Origin of the sequence: Janthinobacterium sp. LS2A (genome assembly GCF_036543145.1) — a bacterium.
GTDB lineage: Bacteria > Pseudomonadota > Gammaproteobacteria > Burkholderiales > Burkholderiaceae_D > Janthinobacterium > Janthinobacterium aestuarii.
This window is the reverse complement of sequence record NZ_JAZHPB010000006.1, coordinates 422268-442334: the sequence shown is the minus strand read 5'-3', so window position 1 is coordinate 442334 and position 20067 is coordinate 422268. Positions and strand designations below refer to the sequence as shown.

General features: G+C 63.9%; 16 protein-coding genes and 3 tRNA genes. 5 read left to right on the top strand and 14 right to left on the bottom strand.

The genetic code is table 11. The features are described 5' to 3' along the window. Positions 1-85 precede the first annotated feature (85 nt). The 7 genes from V3C40_RS19550 to V3C40_RS19520 all read right to left on the bottom strand — a co-directional run bounded on the left by V3C40_RS19550 (position 86) and on the right by V3C40_RS19520 (position 6488). A tRNA-Thr gene (locus V3C40_RS19550) sits at positions 86-160 on the bottom strand. A gap of 43 nt (positions 161-203) precedes the next feature. After that, positions 204-277, bottom strand: a tRNA-Gly gene (locus tag V3C40_RS19545). Positions 278-339: 62 nt separating this feature from the next. Continuing rightward, a tRNA-Tyr gene (locus tag V3C40_RS19540) sits at positions 340-424 on the bottom strand. A gap of 232 nt (positions 425-656) precedes the next feature. Continuing rightward, complete coding sequence (locus V3C40_RS19535; protein ID WP_034753121.1) at positions 657-2303, bottom strand: tetratricopeptide repeat-containing response regulator; 1647 nt, start codon at positions 2301-2303, stop codon at positions 657-659. 133 nt (positions 2304-2436) lie between these two features. Beyond that, the gene (locus V3C40_RS19530) at positions 2437-4032 is read right to left on the bottom strand and encodes a DUF3369 domain-containing protein (protein WP_070304557.1); all 1596 of its coding nucleotides are present in this window, start codon (positions 4030-4032) and stop codon (positions 2437-2439) included. Between the two features lie 63 nt (positions 4033-4095). Further along, entirely contained in the window at positions 4096-5187 is a 1092-nt protein-coding gene (locus tag V3C40_RS19525) for a J domain-containing protein (RefSeq protein ID WP_319992113.1), read from the bottom strand. 149 nt (positions 5188-5336) lie between these two features. Continuing rightward, a complete protein-coding gene (locus V3C40_RS19520; RefSeq protein ID WP_070304553.1) occupies positions 5337-6488 on the bottom strand; it encodes a class I SAM-dependent methyltransferase in 1152 nt (383 codons plus the stop codon). A 74-nt stretch (positions 6489-6562) separates the two neighbouring features. On the opposite strand from V3C40_RS19520, the gene V3C40_RS19515 reads away from it, so the two are divergent. Genes V3C40_RS19515 through ttcA form a run of 3 tightly spaced genes read left to right on the top strand, consistent with a single transcriptional unit; the run spans position 6563 to position 8762 of the window. After that, positions 6563-7351 (top strand): SDR family oxidoreductase, encoded by a 789-nt coding sequence (locus V3C40_RS19515; protein WP_219328474.1) that lies wholly within the window; start codon positions 6563-6565, stop codon positions 7349-7351. A 53-nt stretch (positions 7352-7404) separates the two neighbouring features. After that, entirely contained in the window at positions 7405-7803 is a 399-nt protein-coding gene (locus tag V3C40_RS19510) for a dihydroneopterin aldolase (RefSeq protein WP_070304550.1), read from the top strand. A 5-nt stretch (positions 7804-7808) separates the two neighbouring features. After that, positions 7809-8762 carry a tRNA 2-thiocytidine(32) synthetase TtcA gene (gene ttcA, locus V3C40_RS19505; protein ID WP_413774559.1) on the top strand — a complete coding sequence of 318 codons (954 nt, stop codon included), beginning with the start codon at positions 7809-7811 and terminating at the stop codon, positions 8760-8762. Positions 8763-8815: 53 nt separating this feature from the next. On the opposite strand, the gene V3C40_RS19500 is transcribed toward ttcA, so the two are convergent. Then, on the bottom strand, positions 8816-10513 hold the full coding sequence (locus tag V3C40_RS19500; RefSeq protein ID WP_331778292.1) for a methyl-accepting chemotaxis protein: 1698 nt from the start codon (positions 10511-10513) through the stop codon (positions 8816-8818). A gap of 196 nt (positions 10514-10709) precedes the next feature. Between V3C40_RS19500 and V3C40_RS19495 the strand changes: the two genes are divergently transcribed. After that, a complete protein-coding gene (locus V3C40_RS19495) occupies positions 10710-12038 on the top strand; it encodes an amidohydrolase (protein ID WP_331778291.1) in 1329 nt (442 codons plus the stop codon). A gap of 147 nt (positions 12039-12185) precedes the next feature. After that, on the top strand, positions 12186-14066 hold the full coding sequence (pepF, locus tag V3C40_RS19490) for an oligoendopeptidase F (protein WP_331778290.1): 1881 nt from the start codon (positions 12186-12188) through the stop codon (positions 14064-14066). Positions 14067-14122: 56 nt separating this feature from the next. Here pepF and kefC read toward each other — a convergent pair whose 3' ends face one another. The 6 genes from kefC to V3C40_RS19460 all read right to left on the bottom strand — a co-directional run bounded on the left by kefC (position 14123) and on the right by V3C40_RS19460 (position 20064). After that, positions 14123-15949 carry a glutathione-regulated potassium-efflux system protein KefC gene (kefC, locus tag V3C40_RS19485; RefSeq protein ID WP_331778289.1) on the bottom strand — a complete coding sequence of 609 codons (1827 nt, stop codon included), beginning with the start codon at positions 15947-15949 and terminating at the stop codon, positions 14123-14125. An 84-nt stretch (positions 15950-16033) separates the two neighbouring features. Further along, the gene (locus V3C40_RS19480; RefSeq protein WP_331778288.1) at positions 16034-16618 is read right to left on the bottom strand and encodes an SRPBCC family protein; all 585 of its coding nucleotides are present in this window, start codon (positions 16616-16618) and stop codon (positions 16034-16036) included. Further along, the gene (locus tag V3C40_RS19475) at positions 16615-17190 is read right to left on the bottom strand and encodes a dual specificity protein phosphatase family protein (protein WP_034753105.1); all 576 of its coding nucleotides are present in this window, start codon (positions 17188-17190) and stop codon (positions 16615-16617) included. Before V3C40_RS19475 ends, V3C40_RS19480 begins: the two co-directional genes overlap by 4 nt. Continuing rightward, complete coding sequence (locus V3C40_RS19470; RefSeq protein ID WP_230540300.1) at positions 17187-17657, bottom strand: hypothetical protein; 471 nt, start codon at positions 17655-17657, stop codon at positions 17187-17189. The genes V3C40_RS19475 and V3C40_RS19470 overlap by 4 nt, the downstream gene beginning before the upstream one ends. Before the next feature lie 8 nt (positions 17658-17665). Continuing rightward, positions 17666-18793 carry an MGDG synthase family glycosyltransferase gene (locus V3C40_RS19465; RefSeq protein ID WP_331778287.1) on the bottom strand — a complete coding sequence of 376 codons (1128 nt, stop codon included), beginning with the start codon at positions 18791-18793 and terminating at the stop codon, positions 17666-17668. Positions 18794-18912: 119 nt separating this feature from the next. Continuing rightward, entirely contained in the window at positions 18913-20064 is a 1152-nt protein-coding gene (locus tag V3C40_RS19460) for an ankyrin repeat domain-containing protein (RefSeq protein ID WP_331778286.1), read from the bottom strand. Positions 20065-20067 lie beyond the last annotated feature (3 nt).

Here is a 20067-nt window from a genome sequence, read left to right as displayed (position 1 = left end):
GAACTCCTAATGATTTGATTAGATTGCTCAGGCACACGCCCGACGGTCTGGTTTGAATTGCTTCTGTGCTGCCTGCTGCGAATTCTGGTGCCCTTGACGTGGATCGAACACGTGGCCTCTCCCTTACCAAGGGAGTGCTCTACCACTGAGCTACAAGGGCTGTAATTTGTTGCATGCGATGCATCAAGCACCTGAACGGAAACTGGAGCGGGTGAAGGGAATCGAACCCTCGTCGTAAGCTTGGAAGGCTTCTGCTCTACCATTGAGCTACACCCGCGAGGTATCGTTCACTTTTCTTCACTTGCTTTTTGCTACTACCCAGTTTTCCTTGCAAAAACTTGGTGGAGGGGGCTGGATTCGAACCAGCGTACTCATAGAGAACAGATTTACAGTCTGTCGCCTTTAACCACTCGGCCACCCCTCCGCGGGAACCGCAGAGTATGAAGCATCTACTCACAACTGTCAACCTTATTTACTGATGCCTGACTGCTGCATTTGCGTATAAAGAAGAAGTTGGCTGCTTCGGGGCGTGATTATAAGCTCCCGATTTGAGAATGTGCAAGGGTTGGCGCGAAAAAGTCGACTTTTTTCGCATTTTTTTTATCCATCCTACCTGTAAGCCGCATTTTCCCGTCATTCGCCCCGCATTTTCCTGTTTATCTGGCGTCAGGCGGATGCATCCAGGAGTTGCCTAGCGGCTTATATTTACGCAACAACTGCTGATGCAGCCCCGACAGCACGGGCAATTTGGGGTTGCGCGGGTCCAAACGGCGCACGCCGGCGATAAATGTCAGCGCCTGCTGCCCCATGCGCTCATCCCAGCCCTCGTGCTCCAGGCATTTCAGCACGGCCACGGCCGCATTGAAGACTACTTGCGGATTATCGGGCAGGCGCGTGACGGCCTCGCCCATCAGGTCGACGGCGCCGCGGAAATCGCCCTCTCCCGCCCGGGCGGCGCCGGCCGCCACCATGTCGGCCACTTCCTGGCGGCTTTGCCGCGCCAGCGCCTTGGCCAGCTCTTCGCGTCCCGCCTGTTCGAACACGGCCATGGCGCGCGTCATGGCGGCGCTGTCGGGCGCGTTGCGCATGACTTCGCGCATCACCTCGGCCGCGCCATCCTCGCGCCCATGCGCCAGGCAGTGGCGCGCCAGTTCGGTTTTCAGCATGTTCGAGCCGCCCACGCTGTGACGGTTGGCGGCCAGCGCCGCGTCCAGCGATTGCTGCAGGCGCTCTTCGTTGCCCGTATGCGCATGCAGCATGGCGCTGCACAGGGCGCTGCACAGTTCCGCATTCTTTTGCCCGCCCATTGACTTGTCGAGGTCGCGGATCACGGCGCCCGCCTGCAGCGGGTCGCCCTTGCGCACCAGGGTCTGCACCAGGCGCACATGGTCTTCCGGATCGCGGAATTCCGAATACTTGGCCTTGCTGACCACTAACTTGAGGGATTTTTCCGCCATCTCGATATCGTCGGCCGCCAGGGCCGCCTCGCCCAGGCGGCGCAAGCGACGCACGGCGTGCGGCGACAGGGCCACCGCTTCGCTCAGGGCCGCCTGCGCCAGTTCCGGCTTGCCTTGCGCCAGGTGCGTGCGCGCCAGCCAGTCATAGGCGTCGAGAAAACGCTTGTTGTTTTCCAGCAGTCCCTCCAGGGTGCCCTGCGCCGCTTCGTATTCGCCCAACAGAAACTGCGTCTTGGCCTGTCCCAGGCGCGCCCAGCCGATGGACTTGCTCTCGTACAAGGCTGCGTAGATCGGTTCGGCGTCGGCCGCCTCGCCCAGCAGCAAATGCAATTCCGCGCGCAGGCGCAGGAAATCCGTGGCGTAGCGCGGATACAGGCTGGCGCCCTCGGCGCAGGCGGCGATCGCCGCGCGCTCGTTGCCCACGTCGATCAGTTCATACACGGGCACGAAGGCATTGCGTTTGTCCAGCGCGCGGCCGATGCGCTCGAGCATGTTGTCAGCGGTGAATGGCTTGAGGATGTAATCGGTGGGCAACAGCTCGACGGCACTGACCACCTTGGCAAAGCTGCCTTCGCCCGTGACCATGAAGAACATGGTCGATGCGTGCATCAACTTGTGGTGGCGCAAGTCTTCCAGCATCTGCTGGCCATCCTGCCCGCCATCGAGGTCGTATTCGCACAGGATCAGATCATACGATTTGCTGCCCAGCATGCGGATCGCCTGACCCGAGCTGGCCGCGTCGTCGATCTTCGCCAGGCCGCACAGGTTGAGCATATTGTGCAGGCTGGCGCGCATGCCCGGATGCGGTTCGATAATCAGTGCGCTGAGGCCCTTGAGTTCTTTCATGTCGTGATGTCCGAAAACTCCGCGGCGCGCCACACTGGTGCGTGGCGCCGGCCAGCATGAGGCTGCCGAGTATATGACGGCGTTGCGCGCAAGGGAATGGCGGCGGGCCGAAAAGCGCCAACGAAGTTGCTGCTCAAGCCGTGGCGTGCTCCGGATGCCACAGTTGCGGCTCGTTGTCGATCAGGTCCAGCAGTGCCGCCACTACTTCCGGATCGAACTGGCTGCCGCTGCGCTGTTCGATGTATTCGCGCACCTGCGGATACGGCCACGGCTCCTTGTAGGGCCGCTCATGCAGCAAGGCATCGAAGACGTCGACCACGGCAACGATGCGCGCGGCCACGGGGATGTCGCGCCCTTTCAGGCCATTCGGGTAGCCGGCGCCATCGAAGTGTTCGTGGTGGCCGCCAGCGATCTGCGCGCCATAGGTCAGGTAGCTGACGCCGTCGACCATGTTGGCGGCCCGCTCGAGGATGGTGCGCCCGACGCTGGCATGCAGCTGCATCTGCGTGCGCTCCTCGTCCGTATGCTTGCCTGGTTTCAATAGCACGGCGTCCGGCGTGGCCACCTTGCCCACGTCGTGCAGGATGCTGGCCAGGCCGATCATGTCGAGCAGCTGCGGGCTGAGCTCGTCGGCATACGCGCCGCGCTGCTGCATGCGCTGGGCGATGGCGTCGGACAAGAGCTGCACGCGCCGCACGTGGCCGCCCGTGTCGCTGTCGCGGAACTCGGCCAGGTCGGCCAGCGCCACGACGGTCGCTTCCTGCGCCTTGCGCAGCTGGCCGAACATGTACAGGTTGTCGAAGGCGGCGGCGATGCGCTGGCAAAACACTTCCAGCAGATCGCGCTGGATCTGCGCCAGCGGCCACGGCGGCGTAACGGAGATGGCCAGTTCGCGGTTGCCTTCCGTGTGAATGAACAGCACATTGGCCGGATGCTCGAACTGGCTGCGCTTTTCCGCGAACGCCTTGTCGATGGTGGGCGTGAGCGCGTGATCCGCCGGCATCGCTTCGGACTCGGCCAGCACCGCATACGTGCCCGTGGCTGCCACCACCTCGGGCCGTCCGGCGCCTCCCTGCATCAGGCACAGCACGCCATCGGCGCCCACGTCGAGGATGGCGCTGACCTGGTTGAGCACGCCGGACGCGAATTCGCGCAGCGAATGGATCTGGTACAGATTGGTGGCGCCGGCGAGGATCTTGCCCAGGCCGATGCGGCTGCGCTCGAGCATCATCAGGCTCTCGTAGGCGCGCAGGGCCGAAATGACGGTGGTAAACAGCTTTTGCGTCGTCAGTTCCGTCTTCGCCTTGTAATCGTTGATATCGTATTCGATGATGACGCGCTGCTCGGGCGCCTGGCCCGGCTGGCCCGTGCGCAGCACGACGCGCACGATGGAGTTGTTCAGGTCGGCGCGGATGCGCTTGGCAAGGATCAGGCCCGCGTCATCCGTTTCCATCACCACGTCGAGCAGTACCAGCGCGATATCGGGCGTGTCGCGCAGGATCTCGTATCCTTCGCGGCCGCTGTAGGCGGAAAACAGTTCCAGTTCGCGGCCCTTGAAACTGACATTGCGCAGCGCCAGCCGCGTGACCGCATGCACATCGACGTCGTCATCGACGATCAGCACACGCCACAGGCGCTGGTCGGGCGCGGCCAGCCCGGAGGGACTGGCCACCGGCTCATCTTCGTCGAGCAGCCAGTTATCATCTGCATCGGCTTTGAGGTCGGTCATGAATACTCCTAAGGGATAAGTTCGATGTGGACGCTGCGTTGACGCATATCAAGCATAATCAGATTAGATGCTGCTTACAACAGGATTCTGCGTACCGCCCTCTCCCGCGGCAGGCGCTGGCGCCGGTATCGAAGCGCCGCTGCGCGGGGCGCCGCCGCAGTTGTCCTGGCCTGGCCCGACGGCCTGGTAGCGCACTTCGTACTTGCCCGCGCTGAGCTGCTCCACCGTCAGCTTGTCATTGCCCAGGATGTACAGGTAGCGCACATTCGAGCGCCGCTCCTGGTCATACAGCTTGACGAAGACGGGCGCCGTGTTGCCGCTGTTATCGATGGTCAAACTCAGTTCGTCGCCCTTGTTACCGATCGGGAAGCCATCGACATAGCCGGACCGCGCCGGCCAAGGCTCGCCATTCGGCGCCACCAGTGTTGCCGACTCGGCCTGGCTGGCACCATCGCAGACGGGCCGGCTGGCTTTCAGGCTCAGCTGCGCCACGGCCAGCACGCGGATCTCGGGCGCCTTCGCTTGCGCGGGCTCGGCCGCATACGGCTTGCCTACCGCCCAGCTATCGATGGCCACGGCTTCGTTTTTTGCCGGCGGCGTGGCAACGCTATCCGCCGTTGCCGTGTCCGGGTGCGCCTTGCCGCCATCGCGGGCCAGGCCGCTCCAGGCCGAGGCCAGCGCGGCAGGCACGGGCTGCGAGGTATCGAGCATCAGCAAGGCGCCCAGCCAGCCCAGCAGCAGGCAAACAAGCAAACTCAGCCACCAGCGCCAGTTGCGCCAGATGGGCTGCAGGCCGCGCTGCGCCTTGCCCTTTGGCGGCGGCACATCCTGCGCCCAGGCGTGCTCATGCGATTGCGCATGGCCTTTCGCGCGGCCATCGCGGGTCTTGCCTTCTTCGTGGTGGGTGCTTTCCAGCCATTCGATTTCCCACTCCTCGGCGGCGATCCACTCGTCGTGTTCCTTGCGGCGTTGTGGATCGGACAAGGTGCCATAGGCGCTGTTGAGGATCGCCATGATGCGGGCGGCCTTCTCGTCGCCGGGATTCTTGTCTGGATGGTATTTCTGGCTGAGGGCTTTGTACGCGGCACGTATGACTTCCTGCGGCGCCAGGCGCGCCACTTTCAGGTTGTCATAGTGTGTATGTATCTTTCCCATCGTTCTATCTTGAAATCGGTGCGCGGCGACGGGTTCTTGCAGGATGGAACCGTGCTGTGTCGGTCATCATATACGATATGACAAGATAATAATCATCGGCGGACAGGAAATTGCAGGGCGGTACGGCCCTGCCTTGATATTGCCGGCGCTTACAGGCGGTGACTGCGGTCACTGGACAACAGCGCTTCCGGCAACTCCACGCGATGCCCCACCACCAGCACCTTGAACAATTCTCCCATCTCGGCCGGCGACACCAGCTTTTGTACGGCGCTGGCCTGCGGCAAGTACGTCTTGACCTGCTCGGGATCGGTGCGCAGCAGCAAGTCGCCGATACCAGAGCCCAGCAGGAAGGATGCCTGGTTCATGTAGGCGAGCACGTCGAGGCCCGCATCCTGCGCCGCCACCGCCATGGCCGTAAAATCCACGTGGGCCGTGATGTCCTGCAAGCCGGGCAGATAAAACGGTTCAGCATGGGCGTGATGGCGGTAATGGCACATCAAGGTGCCCGTGGCGCGCAAGTCCAGGTAATACTCGTGTGCAGGAAAACCGTAATCGAACAGCACGGCCGCGCCGCCCTGGCCATTCGTCAGCATCTGCGCCAGCGAGCGCATGAAGCCGCAGGCGACGCCATGAATCTCGCTGACATAGCCAACGGGCAAATCATCGGCGCCGGGTACCTGGGCGGCGATCTGCGCGGCCACGTCGGCGCCGGCCGGGCGCTCGACAAACACGAACTGGCCATCGGCAATGCTGACGTCGAGTTCGCACCAGCCGGCCGGTGTCTTGCTGATCAGGTTGACGGGCATGGCGTCGAGCACTTCATTGCCGAACACGGCGCCGTCGAAACTTTCGGGAAAGCCGTCGAGCCACACCACTTGCGGGAAGGCGGCCAGCGCCAACTCCTGGCGCGCGCGCAATTCGCCGGACAATTCGACGATCGCATACTGTTCGATCGCGATGCCGGCCTGCGCCGCTTCCGTCAGGATATCGAAGGCCAGCTTGCCCGTGCCGGCGCCGAATTCGAGGATGCGCGGGGCCGTTTGCGCCATAATAGCGGCTGCCACATGGGCCAGGGTGGCGCCGAACAGGGGCGAAATCTCCGGTGCGGTTGTAAAATCGCCATCTTTACCCAGCTTGGCGGCGCCGCCGCTGTAATAGCCGAGGTCAGGCGCATACAGCGCCAGCTCCATGAAGCGGACAAAGGGAATGGCGCCGTCATTGCGCGCGATTTCGGCGGCAATCTGGTGCTGCAAGGCATGGGACGCGGCCAGCGCGTCGCTATCGGGTGCGGGAAGAGACATTCCCGCATTGTAGCGAATCGGCGGCGCATGCCGCCAGTGTGGCGTCCACCGAATATCTCAACCATAGCAAAGACATGACAGAAGCAACGACAACGCCCTTCGACAGCACTCCCCGCGTCGCCCTCGTCACGGGCGCGGCGCGCCGCATCGGCCGCGCCATCGCGCTGGGCCTGGCGCGCGACGGCTGGGATATCGCCGTCCATTACCGCGACTCGCGCGAGGAAGCGCAGAGCCTGGTGGCGGAAATCACGGCGCTGGGCCGCCGCGCGCAAGCGTTCCCCTGCGACCTGGCGCAGGAAGAGGCCGTGCGCCAGCTGTTGCCGCAGGCACAGGCGGCGCTGGGGCCAGTGACTTGCGTGGTCAACAACGCATCGTTGTTTGAATACGACAATGCGGGCGATTTTTCCTTCACCGCGCTCGACGCCCACATGCACGCCAACCTGGCCGCTCCCATCCTGCTGGCGCAAGCGCTGTACCAGGCCACCCCGGCAGGCGGGCAAGCCGTGGTCATCAACTTGCTGGATCAAAAACTGTACAATCTCAATCCTGATTTTTTGTCGTACACCCTGTCCAAGGCGGCGCTGCTGTCGGCGACCACCATGCTGGCCCAGGCGCTGGCGCCGAAAGTGCGCGTGGTGGGCATCGCCCCCGGCATCACCATGGTCTCCGGCGAGCAGACGGAAGCGAACTTTGCCAAGGCGCATGAAAACACGCCGCTGGGCCGCTCCAGCACGCCCGAGGATGTGGCCGACTGCGTCTGTTACGTGGCCGGCGCGCGCGCGCTGACGGGCACGACCCTGCTGGTCGATGGCGGCCAGCATCTGATCGGTTTGCCGCGCGACGTCATGTTTTTGACCAAATAATCAGCAGCCCTGCCAAACAACCAGCATTCCAGCATCCCCAAAAAGGTAAAACTATGTCGTCCGCCCTGTACCACCCTCGCCTGGCCGATTGCCGCCGGCTGTTCCTGCGCAATTACGAAGTCCTCATCAACATCGGCGTCTACGACTTCGAAAAAAAGGGCGAGCAGCGCGTCCTCATCAACGTCGACCTGTACATTCCCCTGGCCCTGTCGACGCCCAAGGATGACCAACTGGAAGAGGTGGTCGATTACGACTTCATGCGCGAAACCATCGCCAAGCGCATGGCGCAAGGCCACGTGCAGCTGCAGGAAAGCCTGGTCGACGACGTGCTCGCCGCCATGCTGGCGCACCCGCGCGTGCGCGCCGCGCGCGTGTCGAGCATGAAACCGGACGTGTATCCCGACTGCGAAGGCGTGGGCGTGGAAGTATTCAAAATCAAGGATGAAGTATGAGCAACATGAACGACACCGCAGTCATGGAAACCGCCGTGGAAATTCCGGCCAACGTGGAAGCGCAGAAACTGGCGCGCAAGAAGGCGGAAAAGATCGCCCTGGAAAACAACAAGCTGCACAAGCGCCTGTGCCGCCTGGTGGGGCAAGCCATCGGCGACTTCAACATGATCGAAGACGGCGACAAGGTGATGGTCTGCCTGTCGGGCGGCAAGGATAGCTATGCGCTGCTGGACATTTTGATGACCTTGCGCGAACGCGCGCCGATCCACTTCGATATCGTCGCCGTCAACCTGGATCAAAAGCAGCCGAACTTCCCGCCGGAAATCCTGCCCGCCTACCTGACGGAACTGGGCGTGGCTTTCCATATCGAAAACCAGGATACCTACAGCATCGTCAAGCGTTTGATCCCGGAAGGCAAGACGACGTGTTCGCTGTGCTCGCGCCTGCGCCGCGGCATCCTGTACCGTGTGGCCGACGAGCTGGGCGCCAACAAGATCGCCCTGGGCCACCACCGCGACGACATCCTGGAAACGTTCTTCCTGAATATGTTCTTCGGCGGCAAACTGAAAGGCATGCCGGCCAAGCTGCAATCGGACGACGGCAAGCACATCGTCATCCGCCCGATGGCGTATGTGAAGGAAGAAGACACGCAGCGCTATGCGGAAGTCAAGGGTTTCCCCATCATTCCGTGCGACCTGTGCGGTTCGCAGGAAAACCTGCAGCGCAAGCAGATCAAGGGCTTGATGCGCGAATGGGACAAGAAGTTCCCCGGCCGCGTGGAAAGCATCTTCTCGGCCCTGTCGAACGTGGCGCCATCGCATTTGATGGACCCGAAACTGTTCGGCTTCAAGGACTTGAAGGCGGACGGCGTGGCCAACCCGATGGGCGACATCGCGTTTGACGAAGAGCCGTGCTCGACGCCGACGACGTTCGGCACGATCCCGCTGCAGCAAGGCTGACCCTGACGCACGGCGCCATCATGACGATGGCGCCGTTTCTGTATTAACCTGCCTTAAAACTCTTCCCAGTCGTCGCCGGCCAGCGCTTTCGCGGGAGCCGGCGGCTTCGCCTTGACGGCAATACTGCGCGCGGCAACACGCGGCGCCGGCGCAGGACGCGCGGCTGCCGGCTGTGGCGCCGGGCGGCGCAGCAAGCCTGGCTGCTCGCGCAACTTGAACACGCTGACCACTTGCGCCAGGCCATGCGCCTGCTCCTGCAGCGAACCGGCCGCCGCCGCCGCCTCTTCCACCAGCGCCGCATTTTGCTGCGTCACCTGGTCCATCTGGGTAATCGCCTGGTTGACTTGCCCGATGCCGTGCGTCTGCTCCTGGCTGGCGCTGGAAATCTCGCCGATGATGTCGGTCACGCGCTTGACGCTGGACACCACTTCATCCATCGTCGCGCCGGCCTGGTCGACCAGTTTGGCGCCCACGCCCACCTTGCTGACGGAATCGTCGATCAATCCCTTGATTTCCTTGGCCGCCGCCGCCGAGCGCTGCGCCAGGTTGCGTACCTCGCCGGCCACGACGGCGAAACCGCGGCCCTGCTCGCCGGCCCGCGCCGCTTCCACGGCCGCGTTGAGCGCCAGGATATTCGTCTGGAAGGCGATGCCGTCGATCACGCTGATGATGTCGACGATCTTGCGCGACGATTCGTTGATCGAACCCATCGTCTCTACCACTTCGGCCACCACCGCGCCGCCGCGGCTGGCGATACCGGCCGCCGCGATGGCCAGCTGGTTGGCCTGGCGCGCATTGTCCGCGTTCTGCCTGACGGTGCTGGTCAGTTCTTCCATCGAGGAGGCGGTTTCTTCCAGCGAACCGGCCTGCTGTTCCGTGCGCGACGACAGGTCCAGGTTGCCGGCGGCGATTTCCGACGACGCCGTGGCGATGCTGTCCGTGCCGCTGCGCACCTGGCTGACGATGCCGACCAGATTGTTGTTCATATTGCCCAGGGCCGTCAGCAGCGCCCCCGTTTCATCCTTCGCCGTCGTGGCGACGGTCTGCGTCAGGTCGCCGGCGGCCACCGTTTCGGCCAGCGCCAGCGCCTGGCGCAGGGGACGCGTGATGCCCGTCGTCAGCAGCCACGAGCACAACACGCCGAACGCCACGGCAAACAGGGTCAGCAGGCTGATGACGGTGGTGTCATGCACGGCGGAAGCGTCGATCTGCTTGGCCGTCGCATCGATGCTTTCGCGCTGCATGGTCACCAGTTCCTGCAGCAAATCCTGGTAGACCTTGGCGGCCGGGGTGAACGCGGTGTCGAGGATGTGCGCCGCGCCTTCCACGTCGCCATCGGCCTTGGCCTTGACGGCGCCATCGCGCGAGGCGCTGTACACCTTGCGCTGTTCGAGGATCTTGGCGAACAAGGCTTTTTCTTTCTCGCCCGCGACCAGCGGCTCGATCTGCTTGAGCAATTCGGCCGCCTTCTTCACGGACGCGGCCGAGTCTTCCTTGAAATACGGTCCCAGCGCCGGGTCGCTGCTCTTGACGATGGCGGCCGTGCGGCGGATCGAGGCAAAGTTCAAGCCATACCAGTCGGTAATCAGGCGTTCCTTGGTCAGCGGTTCGGCCATCATGGCGCGCGTGGACGTCGCCACTTCATTGAGGCGCCACACGCCTACGGTAGCAATCAGAACGGTCATTGCCAGGATCAGGACAAAGCCGATGCTCAGGCGCTTGCCGATCTTGATATTTGCGATAAAGCCCATGGTGTCTTTTCTCTCAATAAGTGCATCGAAGATATATTTAATTCCATATGGAATTTTTTATCTTGCAGATTATACATTGTTGAAATATATGTAGCTGATTTATTGATTTTGAGAAATGTTTCTGTTAAGTTAAAAGTCTCCTCAGCAATCACAGGCGCGCAGTGCGTGTCCGCCCGTCTGTCTCTCAAAGAAACCTATGAAATTTTCCGCATTCCCCCTGAAACAAATCACCTTCGCCGCCGCCCTCGCCTGTGCCGCCAGCGCTCACGGCGCGGCCTTGCCGCCCGCCATCGCGGCCCAGCTGGCAGCCAACTACCCGGCCGTCGAAAGCCTGTACCTGGACTTGCACCGCCACCCGGAACTGGCGTTCCAGGAAGTCGAGACGGCAAAGAAGCTGGCCGAGAAGGTCAAGGCGCTCGGTTTTGACGTGACCACGGGCGTCGGCGGCACGGGTGTCGTCGCCATCCTGCGCAACGGTCCCGGCCCCGTCGTCATGCTGCGCACGGAGATCGACGCCCTGCCCGTGCTGGAAAAAACCGGCTTGCCGTTTGCCAGCAGCGCAGTGGCCAAGAACGCGGCCGGCGAAACCGTGCCGGTGATGCATGCCTGCGGCCACGACGTGCACATGTCGGCCTGGTATGGCAGCGCCAAGCTGATGGCCGACAACCGCCAGCACTGGAGCGGCACCCTGATGCTGGTGGGCCAGCCGGCCGAAGAGCCGCTGCTGGGCGCGGCCGCCATGCTCAAGGACGGCTTGTTTACGCGCTTCCCGAAACCGGACTACGCGCTGTCCTTCCACGATGAAGCGACGCTGCCATCGGGCACGGTGGGCTACCACGCCGGCTACTTCCGCGCCGCCGCCGACACCATCAGCATCACCGTGTACGGCCAGGGCGGCCACGGCGCGGCGCCGCACGACACGCGCGACCCCGTCGTCATGGCCGCGCGCATCGTGCTGGCATTGCAAACCCTGGTCTCGCGCGAAAACAATCCGATGGATCCCGTCGTCATCACGGTGGGCAGCATCCATGGCGGCACGCAAGCCAACATCGTGCCCGACCAGGTCACCATGCAGCTGACGGTGCGCACCTTCAAGGACGCCGTGCGCAAGCGCGTGCTGGCCAGCATCGCGCGTGAAGTCAAGGGTGAAGCGTTTGCCACCGGCGCGCCGAAAGAGCCGCTGGTGGAGATTCGCCCCGGCACGGACGCCGTCTACAACGATCCGGATCTGACCCTGCGCATGGTGTCTACCCTGCAAAAATCGCTGGGCGCGGCCAACGTGACGGAAATGCCGGCCAAGATGACGTCGGAAGACTTCGCCAACTACGGCCAGGCCGGCGTAAAAGCCGTACTGCTGCATATCGGCGCAGTGGAGCCGTCCAAGCTGGCCGCGGCCAAGGCCAGCGGCAAACCGCTGGCCGGCCCGCACTCGCCGCAATGGGCGCCCGAGTACCAGCCGACCATCAAGGCGGCGATCACGGCGGAAACGTCGATCCTGCTCGATTTGCTGGGCAAGAAGCAGTAAGCATTGAGTACGCGGGGAAGCCAGCCTTCCCCGCCTGCCTCACCTTGTCCGAAATGCTTTCCTTCATCCTCCTGCTGCAGTAAGCTCGTTGTCTGCCGCCACGCCCGTGCCGGCATCCCTTGCAACCAGACCATGAATGGATACTGTATGCCGACAACCGCGCTCAAACGCCCCGTACTGACCCTGCTGGCCCTCGGCTTTGCCCTCTCCACCGCCTTTGCCGCTCCTGCGCCCATCGACCGCCAGGCCGACCGCTGGGATTTGACGGCGCTGTATCAAAACGACGCCGCGTTCGACGCCGACGCGAAAAAACTGTCGGCCCAGCTGCAGCAGCTGGGCGCCTGCAAGGGGCAGTTGAGCACCTCGCCGGCCGGCCTGAAAAGCTGCCTGGACTTGTACGCCGAGGCGCGCAAGCGCGTCAACACGCTCACCACCTATGCGGCGCAGTATTACGACCAGGATACGGGCGACAGCAAAGGCAACCAGCTGAACCAGCGCGCCGCCCTGCTCGGTAACGACTTCAGCCAGGCGACGACCTTTTTGCAGCCGGAGATCCTCGCCCTGGGCAGCAAGCGCATCGACGCCATGCTGGCGAAGGACAAGGGCTTGCAGCTGTACCGCTTTCAATTGAGTAACATGCTGCGCAGCGCGCCGCATACGCTGGACGCGGCCGGCGAACAGCTGGTGGCGCAGTTCGGCCTGGCAACTGGCTCGGCCGCCAGCGTCTACCGCACCCTGGCCAATGCGGAAATCCCGTGGCCCACCGTGAAACTGTCGGACGGCAAGGAAGTGCGCCTCGACCAGGCGGCCTACACGAAATACCGGGGCGACGACCAGCGCGCCGACCGCAAGCTGGTGTTCGACGCCTTCTTCGGCAAATGGAAGGAATATGAACGCACGTTCGGCGAGACCCTGTACGGCCAGCTGAAGACGGACGCCGCGTATGCAAAAGTGCGCCGCTATCCCGACTCGCAAAGCGCGGCGCTCGACGCCGACAATTTGCCGCCGGCCGTCTACCAGACCCTGATCGCGCAAACCAACGCCAACCTGCCCACCTTGCACCGCTACTTCAAGCTGCGCGCGCGTATGCTGGGCGTCAAGGACCTGGCCTACTACGACATCTATGCACCGCTGCTGAAAAGCGACCGCACGTTCCCGCTGGCCGAAGGCAAGCAGATGATGCTCGACTCGGCCGCGCCGCTGGGCCCCGACTACGTCAAGGCATTGAGCGCCGCGGTGGAGGCGCGCTGGATGGATGTGTATCCGCGCCCGCGCAAGGTGGCGGGCGCCTACATGAATGGCGACGCGTACGACGTGCATCCGTTCGTGCTGCTCAATTACACGGACAACTACGAAGCCGTCAGCACCCTGACACACGAATGGGGCCACGCCATGCACTCGGTGCTGGCCAACAAGGCGCAGCCATCGATCTATGCGCCGTACAGCATCTTTGTCGCGGAAATCGCCTCGACAACGAACGAGGCACTGCTGCTCGACGCGCGCCTGAAGCAGGCCAAGGATGATGACGAGCGCCTGCTGTACCTGGGCGCGGCGCTGGAAAACCTGCGCGGCACCTTCTTCCGCCAGGCCATGTTCGCCGAATTCGAAGCGGCCATCCACGGCAAGGTAGACAAAGGCGAATCGCTGACGGGCGAAGAGATCACGGCCATCTACGCCGGCATCCTCAAGCGCTACCACGGCGAAGCGCAGGGCGTCATGACCATCGATCCCGCCTACGCGCTCGAATGGGCTTACGTGCCGCATTTTTATCACGGCTTTTATGTGTTCCAGTACGCCACCTCGATCGCGGCGGCGCAGGATTTCGCGCAGCGCATCCTCGACAAGGAACCGGGCGCCTTGGCCGCCTACCTGAAGATGCTCAGTGCGGGCGGCTCGGCCTACCCGTACGAGCTGGTGAAGGCAGCCGGCGTCGACCTGGCCTCGCCGAAACCGTACCAGGCGCTGGTGGCGCGCATGAACGGCATCATGGATCAGATCGAGGCGATTGAAGCGAAGCGGGGGAAGTAACCCGAAAAGCAAAGGCTGGGGTCAGACCCCCACGCGCGTTAGCGCAAGCCTCTGCGTTAGCGGTGTTGAGGGTCTGACCCCGGAATTTCAGCTTCCGCCGCCGCAAACGCCGCCGCATCGCTCTCGAACATGTCTTCCAGCTCCTCGCGCGCCTGGCGCGTGAGGGACATGACTTTTTGCTGGTCCTGGAAGTGCGGCGCCACTTCCAGCAAGGTCTTCAGGTTATGCCGGCCAAAGATGCCGGCCGCGCGCTGCGCCCGCTCCTCGCTGAAGCCCACCTGGCGCAAGGTCTGCTCGCCCAGCAGCAGGGCCGCGGCAAACGTCTCGCGCTCGATCAGGGTCACGCCCCGCTTCATCAATTCATAGTAATGCGTGACGTTGCGCGCGCGCGCCAGTATCGTCAGTTCGGGCAGGCGCAGGCGCACGGCGTCGACCAGGGCCAGACTGTCGTCCACATTGTCGATGGCGATCACCAGCGCCCTGGCCTTCTCGATGCCGGCCGCCACCAATAAATCCACACGCGTTGCGTCGCCATAAAACACCTTGAAGCCGAATTTGCGCAGCAGCTCGATCTGGTCCGGGTCGTGATCGAGCACCGTCACGCCGATCTTGTTCGCCGCCAGCAGGCGGCCGATGATCTGGCCGAAGCGGCCGAAGCCGGCGATGACGATGGGGTTGTCCTGCGCCTCGATATGGTCGTCGGGACGGCGCTTCTTGTCGCCCTGCAGGCGCGGCGCGACGAATTTGTCATGCGCCAGCAGCAACAAGGGCGTGGCCACCATCGACAGGGTCACCACCACGACCAGCAGCGCGGCCGTCTCCGGCGCAAACACGTGCGCGGCCTCGGCGGCGGCAAACACGACGAAGGCGAATTCGCCGCCCTGCGACAGCAGCAGCGCAAAGAACAGCTGCTGGCCGCGGGGAATATCGACAAACTTCGACAGCAGGTACAGCAAGGCGATCTTCACCACCAGCAGCCCCGCCACCAGGGCCAGGATCAGCAAGGGCTGGGCGCGCAGCACGCCGAAATCGACGGACATGCCCACGGCGATGAAGAACAGGCCCAGCAGCAGTCCCTTGAACGGTTCCAGGTCGCTGATCAGCTCATGCCGGTATTCGGAATCGGCCAGCAGCACGCCCGCCATGAAGGTGCCCAGTGCCATCGACAGGCCCACCGATTCCATCAGCACGCAGATGGCGATCACCAGCAGCAGGGAGAAGGCCGTGAAGATTTCGCGCAAATCCGTCCGGGCGATGAAGCGCAGGATGGGGTTCACGAGGAAGCGCCCGCCGATCACCAGCGCCGCCAGCACGGCGGCCAGCTTGGCCACGCGCAGCCAGCCCGGTTCGCCGCTATGCGTGACGAGGCCGCCCAGCAGCGGCACCAGCGCGATCATGGGAATGGCGGCGATATCCTGGAACAGCAGAATCGAAAAGCCGGCGGAACCGGCCGGCGTGCTCATTAATTTACGCTCACCCAGGGTGGCCAGCACGATGGCCGTCGACGACAGCGACAGCCCCAGCGCGCCGACCAGCGCCGTGCGCCAATCCACGCCAAACGCCATGGCCACGGCGCACAGCCCCGCGCTGACGACGCCCACCTGCGCCCCGCCCCAGCCGAAAATCGGCCGGCGCAGCAGCCACAATCGCTTCGGCTCGAGCTCCAGGCCGATCAGGAACAGCAGCAGCACCACGCCGAATTCGGAAAAGCTGAGGATCACCTCGACATTCTTGATCAGGCCCAGTCCCCACGGTCCGATGACGACGCCGGCCACCAGATAACCCAGCACGGCGCCCATGCCCAGGCGCTTGGCCAGCGGCACCATGATGATGGCGGCGACCAGGTAAAACAGTATGTTGATGAGAAAGCTGTGGTGTTCCATGCGGATTCCGGGCAGATGTGTGGATGAGACAACATCATGCCTGAAGTGGCGCGCCAGCGTGAAGTGGCTGCCACGCCACGCCGGCTATTTGCGCGCAGCCACCCGCGCCCGCAGGGCGTCGAACATTTTCGGGATGCTGTCACGGCTCATGCTGTCGACGATCCAGCCCAGGCCCATCGGTACCGGGCCCGGGTCCGTGTACACCTGGTACTTGACGGCGGCGCCGCCCGCGTCAAACGGATCAGGCGACAACTGCCAGTAGCCGCTGGTGTCGGCGATGGTGTCTTCCACCTTCAGGCCCTCCATCGGTACCAGCTTCCAGGCCAGGCTGCAGCTGGCGTCGAGCACCTTGGGCGTCATCTTCAGGCGGTACTGCTTGATTTTCCCCATCGGCAGCTTGAGCGTGACGTCGACCAGCGAGGCGCCGCCGCCGGCGGCCGACACCTTGATCTTGTCCACGTTGGGCATGAACTGCGGATAGGCGGCGAAATCCTGGATGGCCGCGCAGACGGTGGCCACGCTGGCCGGCATGCTGGTCGCGGCGGCAAAAGTCTTGCCGGGCATGCCAGCCTTGCTGACGTCGCGCACCTCGAGCGCCGGCGCGGCCGCCAGGGTGGCCAGCGGATAACAGGCGCAGCAGGCGGCCAGGGCGAACAGCAAGGTCTTCATGGTTTTTCCTGCTCGATCTGCGCGCGCAGTGCCGCCACGTCGACGCGTTTGAGGTAGCTTTCGATATTTTTCCACACGGCGTGGTAGCCGTAACCGCCGTTTTTCAGCTCGTCGATCGCCTTCTCGCGCGGCCAGCCCTGGTACAGCATGCGGTACATGGCGGCCATCATGCCCGTGCGGTCGGCGCCGTGCAGGCAATGCAGCAGCACGGGTCCCTGCTGCTCTGCGGCGCGGATACTGCGCATGGTCTCGACCACGTGCTTGTCGCGGATGGCCCAGGTATTGATGGGGATGCGCACGGCGCGGATGCCGCTGCCTTCGAGCACCTGCGTATCGGAGTGGAAGGAGCGCAGGCTGATCACCGTCTTCACGCCCAGCGCCTGCAGCTGGGCCACGTCGCTGCTATCGAGCTTGGCGCTGCGGTACAGGACGGGCGTGACCTGGTGCAGGTTCGACACCTGCGGCAGCGGCGTGGCCCACTCGGTATTGCGCTCGGGCGGCAAGGGCGCCTGCGCGCCGGCGGAACCGGCCGCCAGGGCCAGGGACAACAGCAGGAGATACGGCAAGGTCATGACTTCCTCTTGTATGAAAACCACAGCAGTACGCCAGCCAGCAGCAGCGATACCCAGTAGTCGGTCGGTGCCCACCACAGCCAGTGCTTGTGCCAGGCGATATGGGCCGGATTGAAGTGCGCCACGCCATACGCGGGGTTGAGCACGAACCACAGATAATCCTCGATGATCCAGAACAGCATGATGCAGCCGATGGCGCGGCATTCGAGGCGCAGCGACCATTGCGCCAGGAAGATCATGGGAAAATGGAAAAACAGGGCGATGAAGGGAAAGACCCAGGCATGGTAGCCGGTCATCGGCCGCCCACCCCAGAAGATATCGAGCAGCCAATGGCTTTCGATACGCCAGGTGGGCAGGTTCGCGGCCCAGCCGGCAGCCCCTTCGATCTGGATTTCCACCTGCGCGAAAAATAATCCCAGCAAGGCCACCCAGGCCAGGGTCAGAGCGATCTGCCAGGGTTTTGCCACGGCGCCCGTCAAGCCAGCACCTGCGCCAGTACCTCCAGGGCGGCGCGCGGACGGCCCAGGGCCAGCGCTTTCGCGCGCATGGCTTGCAGCTGTTCGGGATGGTCGAGCAACAGGCGCACGCGGTATTCCAGGGTGACGGCGTCGAATGCCTTCAGGGCCACGCCCTGCTCCAGCAGATAGTCGGCATTGCGCTCTTCCTGTCCGGGAATCGGCGAGTTGACGATCATGGGCAAGCCCAGCGCCAGGCATTCGGACGTGGTCAGGCCGCCCGGCTTGGTGATCACCAGGTCGGCGCACGCCATCAGGCGCTCGACTTCGCTGGTAAAGCCTTGCGCCAGCAGGCGCCCCGGATATTGGCCGGCCAGCGCCTGCAGCGCCGCCAGCGCGGCGGCGTTTTTCCCCGCCAATACGATCAGCTGGAAGTCGCCCGGCAAGGCCAGCAGGCGCGCGGCGACCGTTTCCAGGCTGCCCAGTCCCGCCCCGCCGCCCATCAGCAAAATCGTCGTGCGCCTAGGGTCGAGGCCAAACGCCTGTGCGCACTGGACGCGCTCGGGCAGCTGCGCGAACGCGGGCATGATGGGGATGCCCGTCACGTGGATGCGGTCGGCGGGGATGCCTTCATGGCGCATGCGGAACGCCACTTCGTCGGTGGCGGCGAAATAGCCCTGCATGTGTTCATGCACCCACATGCGGTGCAAGTCGAAATCCGTGACCTGCACCCACACGGGGCAGGACAGCTGGTGCTGGCGCAGGGCGCGCGACAGCAGTTCGGCCGGCAGGAAATGCGTGCAGATGATGGCGTCGGGCTGGAAGGCGGCGATCTGCGTCATCAGCGCGCGCGTGTTGAGGCGCTCGACGGCACGGCGCAAGCGCTGCATCGAGCTGTCGCGCGGCGCGTCGTGGGTGGCATGGTACAGATAGCCCCACAGTGCGGGCGCCTTGTTGACCAGCTTGATATAGAAATCCGTGTACAGCTTGCGGAAGGCGGGCGTGACGAAATCCATCACGTCCAGATGCAGGGCCAGCGCCGCGGGGCCGCCACCGCCATCGCGCGCCGCATACGCCTCGATGGCTTGCGCCGCGCGCATGTGGCCGGCGCCGGCCGAGACGCTCAGGAGAAGAATTTTTTTTGTCATGGAAAACCGATGCGTGAAACGGGTTGGCGCGGACGCGGAAAATTTATTGGCAGGATAACATTGCTGCAAGCGGTGCGGCTTGATCTGGCCATGCGCGCGTGCAGGCCGGCGCTAGCCAATCACGGGGTGGGCAAGGCCGACACTTTCCAGCTGCCTTTGAGCTTGCGCTCGATCAAGGCCGGCAAGGCGCTGGCGCCGGGCGCGCCTTTCTTCGTGTACACCACCGGCACCAGCAGATAAATGGTGACCTTGTCATCGTCGGCAATGTCGTCTTCCTCCGGCTCGGGATTCCAGCGCTTGTCGATGGCCAGCAGCGCATCGACGCCGTCCGGCCACGCCAGGTCCGCCAGGTACGGATCGTCGCGCCGCAGCAGCTCGCCCGCCGCCAGGCTGGCCTGGTCGAGCGTGCGCCGTCCCAGGCGCGCCAGCAGCGCCACGGGAAAGCGCCACGGGCTGTGCTCGGCGAAGCCGTGCACTGTCAGCGGCCAGCGGGCCGGCAGGCAGATGGCCAGTTCGGTCATCGGCGATTGCCGGAACAGGCCGGTGGTAAACAACAGCTTGAAATCGAACAGCTTGAAATCGCGCTTGCCGCCGATGCAGCTGATGCCCAGCAAAAAGCGCGCGTCGCCGCTGTCCGGGCTGAACACGGCCGGCAGCACCCAGCCGGCGCTGTTGTGCATGAAGGTGCGGATAGCTTCCTGCGGTGACACGGCAGCCTGCTGCGGCACGTCGAGTATGCTGACGCCGCCGGCGGCGGCCAGCAATTGGGCGATCGCGGGAAAGCCCCAGCCGGTGGCGATATCGACCGGCGCCTGGTTCCAGCGCGTATGCAAACGGTTCGGATTGGCGCCCCGCTGCAGCAGCAATGCGACCACGTCCTCATGGCCGCCAACGCAGGCGCTGTCCAGCGGCGACAGTATATTGTCCGGCAAGCCATCGACGGCAGCGCCCTGCTCGAGCAGCCAGCGGCAGGTATCGAGGTGGCCATGGCTTGCCGCCGCGTCCAGCGGCGTCAGGTTGCGGTAACCGGGCAGCGGCAGGTCGACGTCCATGCCCAGCGACACGAGCAGCGCGCAGACCTCGCGGCTGCCGCCGGCCGCGGCCAGGTGCAGCAGCGACTCGCCGTCATCCATGTTATAGCGGCGCAAGGTCAACAGCAGCGGCGTGGCCTCGAGCAGGCTGCGCACCTGTTCCACCTGATTCTCGCCGACGGCGTCACAGAGGCGAAAAAACGCCTCGCGGTGCTGGTTAAAGAGTGTCTTGTTGACCATGCA

Excerpts from the sequence above, each read along its gene's own strand:
- V3C40_RS19535 (WP_034753121.1), bottom strand. The coding sequence starts at position 2,303 with ATGAAAGAACTCAAGGGCCTCAGCGCACTGATTATCGAACCGCATCCG.
- V3C40_RS19530 (WP_070304557.1), bottom strand. The coding sequence starts at position 4,032 with ATGACCGACCTCAAAGCCGATGCAGATGATAACTGGCTGCTCGACGAA.
- V3C40_RS19525 (WP_319992113.1), bottom strand. The coding sequence starts at position 5,187 with ATGGGAAAGATACATACACACTATGACAACCTGAAAGTGGCGCGCCTG.
- V3C40_RS19520 (WP_070304553.1), bottom strand. The coding sequence starts at position 6,488 with ATGTCTCTTCCCGCACCCGATAGCGACGCGCTGGCCGCGTCCCATGCC.
- V3C40_RS19515 (WP_219328474.1), top strand. The coding sequence starts at position 6,563 with ATGACAGAAGCAACGACAACGCCCTTCGACAGCACTCCCCGCGTCGCC.
- V3C40_RS19510 (WP_070304550.1), top strand. The coding sequence starts at position 7,405 with ATGTCGTCCGCCCTGTACCACCCTCGCCTGGCCGATTGCCGCCGGCTG.
- ttcA (WP_413774559.1), top strand. The coding sequence starts at position 7,809 with ATGAACGACACCGCAGTCATGGAAACCGCCGTGGAAATTCCGGCCAAC.
- V3C40_RS19500 (WP_331778292.1), bottom strand. The coding sequence starts at position 10,513 with ATGGGCTTTATCGCAAATATCAAGATCGGCAAGCGCCTGAGCATCGGC.
- V3C40_RS19495 (WP_331778291.1), top strand. The coding sequence starts at position 10,710 with ATGAAATTTTCCGCATTCCCCCTGAAACAAATCACCTTCGCCGCCGCC.
- pepF (WP_331778290.1), top strand. The coding sequence starts at position 12,186 with ATGCCGACAACCGCGCTCAAACGCCCCGTACTGACCCTGCTGGCCCTC.
- kefC (WP_331778289.1), bottom strand. The coding sequence starts at position 15,949 with ATGGAACACCACAGCTTTCTCATCAACATACTGTTTTACCTGGTCGCC.
- V3C40_RS19480 (WP_331778288.1), bottom strand. The coding sequence starts at position 16,618 with ATGAAGACCTTGCTGTTCGCCCTGGCCGCCTGCTGCGCCTGTTATCCG.
- V3C40_RS19475 (WP_034753105.1), bottom strand. The coding sequence starts at position 17,190 with ATGACCTTGCCGTATCTCCTGCTGTTGTCCCTGGCCCTGGCGGCCGGT.
- V3C40_RS19465 (WP_331778287.1), bottom strand. The coding sequence starts at position 18,793 with ATGACAAAAAAAATTCTTCTCCTGAGCGTCTCGGCCGGCGCCGGCCAC.
- V3C40_RS19460 (WP_331778286.1), bottom strand. The coding sequence starts at position 20,064 with ATGGTCAACAAGACACTCTTTAACCAGCACCGCGAGGCGTTTTTTCGC.